Annotated in this window: 3 protein-coding genes; all 3 read left to right on the forward strand. The window is 69.5% G+C overall.

The genetic code is table 11. From position 1 onward, the window contains the following. On the forward strand, window positions 1-755 hold a 755-nt coding region (locus tag AC1DU6_RS26535), incomplete at its 5' end, for an acetyl-CoA carboxylase carboxyltransferase subunit alpha (protein WP_477860775.1). Beyond that, entirely contained in the window at window positions 724-2,028 is a 1,305-nt protein-coding gene (gene tilS, locus AC1DU6_RS26540; protein WP_477860777.1) for a tRNA lysidine(34) synthetase TilS, read from the forward strand. The genes AC1DU6_RS26535 and tilS, both read left to right, overlap by 32 nt. A gap of 60 nt (window positions 2,029-2,088) precedes the next feature. Beyond that, window positions 2,089-2,665: amino acid kinase family protein (locus AC1DU6_RS26545; RefSeq protein WP_477860779.1), on the forward strand; the 577-nt coding region annotated here is incomplete at its 3' end.

A 2,665-nucleotide genomic window follows, 5' to 3' on the forward strand; every position in this document is an offset into this window, starting at 1 on the left:
CGCTGGACTACTGCTCGGAAGTTTTCACCGAGTTCCAGGAACTGCACGGTGACCGTCACTTCGCCGACGACGCGGCCATCGTGGGCGGCATCGCGCGCTTCAACGGCCAGGCCTGCATGGTCATCGGCCACCAGCGCGGCAGCGACGCCAAGGAGCGCACGCTGCGCAACTTCGGCATGSCSCGCCCCGAGGGCTACCGCAAGGCGSTGCGCCTGCTGAAGCTGGCCGAGAAGTTCGGCCTGCCGGTCTTCACCTTCATCGACACCATGGGCGCCTATCCTGGCATCGGTGCCGAGGAGCGCAGCCAGAGCGAGGCCATCGGCCGCAACATCCTCGAGATGGCGCAGCTCGAAGTGCCCATCATCGCCACCGTCATCGGCGAGGGCGGCTCGGGTGGTGCGCTGGCCATCGGCGTGGCCGACCAGGTGCTGATGCTGCAGTTCGCGGCCTATTCCGTCATCTCGCCGGAGGGCTGCGCGTCCATCCTGTGGAAGAGCAGCGAACGCGCCTCCGAGGCGGCCGAGGCCCTGGGCATCACGGCTCACCGCCTGAAAGCGCTCGGCCTGATCGACAAGATCGTCAGCGAGCCGGTGGGTGGCGCGCACCGCGACGCCAAGCAGATGGCGTCCAACCTGAAGCGCGCGCTGAGCGACGCACTGCGCCAGGTCAGCGACCTCAAGACTCGTGAACTGGTGGACCGCCGCTACGAGCGCCTGCAGGCCTATGGCCGATTCGGCGACACCAAGAACAGGTGATGCGGTCGCCGTCGCCTTCAGCGGCGGCCTGGATTCCACGGCCCTGTTGCATGCGACCGCTCGCGCGGCGCAAGGCAGCWGGGTCGTTGCCCTTCATGTCCACCACGGCCTGCAGCCGCAGGCCGACGACTGGGTCGCGCATTGCGAGCGCGTGGCGCATGAGTTCGGAGCGGCCTATGTCTGCACGCGGCTGAGCGGATCGCCGGCGCGCGGCGACAGCGTGGAGGCCTGGGCTCATGCGGGCCGGCATCGCGCCCTGCACKACATGGCTGTTGCGGCGGGGGCCGACCTGCTGCTGCTGGCCCATCACCGACAGGACCAGGCCGAGACCTTCGTGCTGCAGGCTTTGCGCGGCGCCGGCAYGGCGGGCCTTGCTGGCATGCCCAGGGCGCAATGGCGCGACGGCGTCTGCTGGGCACGGCCCTGGCTTGATCAGCCGCGCGACCTCATCCGCGCTTACGCCGAGCAGCATGGGCTCAGCTGGATAGAAGATCCGAGCAATGCCGATGCGCGCCATGCCCGCAACCGACTGCGCCAGACGCTGTGGCCGGCCTTTGCGGCGGCCGAGGCGGGCCTGGCCCAGTCGGCGCGCTGGGCGCAGCAGGCTGAGGAACTGGCTGCGGAAGTCGCGGCATCCGACCTTGCGGAGCTCGCGACCGCCGAGCGGCTGGATCTGGCCGCCGTGTTCCGCCTGTCGCCCGCCCGCGCAAGCAACGCGCTACGCGCCTGGCTGTCGCGGTACGCGAGCGTGCCGGCCAGCCTGGTCGAGCGCCTGCGGTCTGAATGGCATTCGGGCGCCACGCTGTCCTGGCCCGCGCCCGGTGGTGCCGTGCACGCCTATCGCGACGGCCTTTACTGGGCCGCCGAATCGGCCGCCCCGCCGCCTGCGTCGATGCTGAACCTGAGTCGCCCCGGCCTGCATCCTCAGCCGGCCTGGCAGGGCGCATGGCTCGTCGAGCCGGCCTCGCCCGGCATCGCGGTGGCGCGACTCGCCCAACTGACTCAGCGCGCTCGCACCGGCGGTGAGCAATTCCAACGGGCTCCGGCCTCCGTGCAGCGTGCTCTCAAGAAGGCCTGCCAGGAAGCCGGCCTGCCGCCGTGGCGGCGCGGCGGGCCACTGCTTTTTGACACGCAGCAGCGCCTCATTGCCGTCGCCGGGCTTGGCATGGACGCCCGTGCCTTCGCCGATCAAGATGAGCCGAAGCTGTCCTTGCGCTGGCTGGAGGACGCAGCCTTGCCGCAGAGCGAAGGCGACGGCGGGACTGCCGCTTAAAATCGGGGGTTTGCGAGCATCCGTCCCGGCAGCTCACTCTTCCAGCCTTCGCTCAAACACATGGCTCTGATCGTCCACAAGTACGGCGGCACCTCGATGGGGTCCACCGATCGCATCCGCAACGTGGCCAAACGCGTCGCCAAATGGGTGCGCGCCGGCCACCAGCTGGTGGTCGTGCCCTCGGCGATGAGCGGTGAAACCAACCGTCTGCTCGGTCTGGCCAAGGAACTGTCACCGGCCAGCATGACGCCGGCCGTGATGCGCGAGATGGACGCCATCGCCGCCACCGGCGAGCAGGTCTCCGTCGGCCTGCTGGCCATTGCGCTGCAGGCCGAAGGGCTGGAAGCGGTCAGCTATGCCGGCTGGCAGGTGCCGGTGGCCACCGACTCGTCCTTCACCAAGGCCCGCATCGAGAGCATCGACGATGTCCGCGTGCGTGCTGACCTGGCCGCTGGGAAGGTGGTTGTCATCACCGGCTTCCAGGGCATCGACCCGGAAGGCCACATCACGACGCTGGGCCGCGGGGGTTCCGACACGTCGGCCGTGGCGATTGCTGCGGCGATGAAGGCTGCCGAATGTCTGATCTACACCGACGTGGACGGCGTCTACACGACCGACCCGCGCGTGGTGCCCGAGG

This window comes from Roseateles sp. P5_B10 (assembly GCF_056400485.1).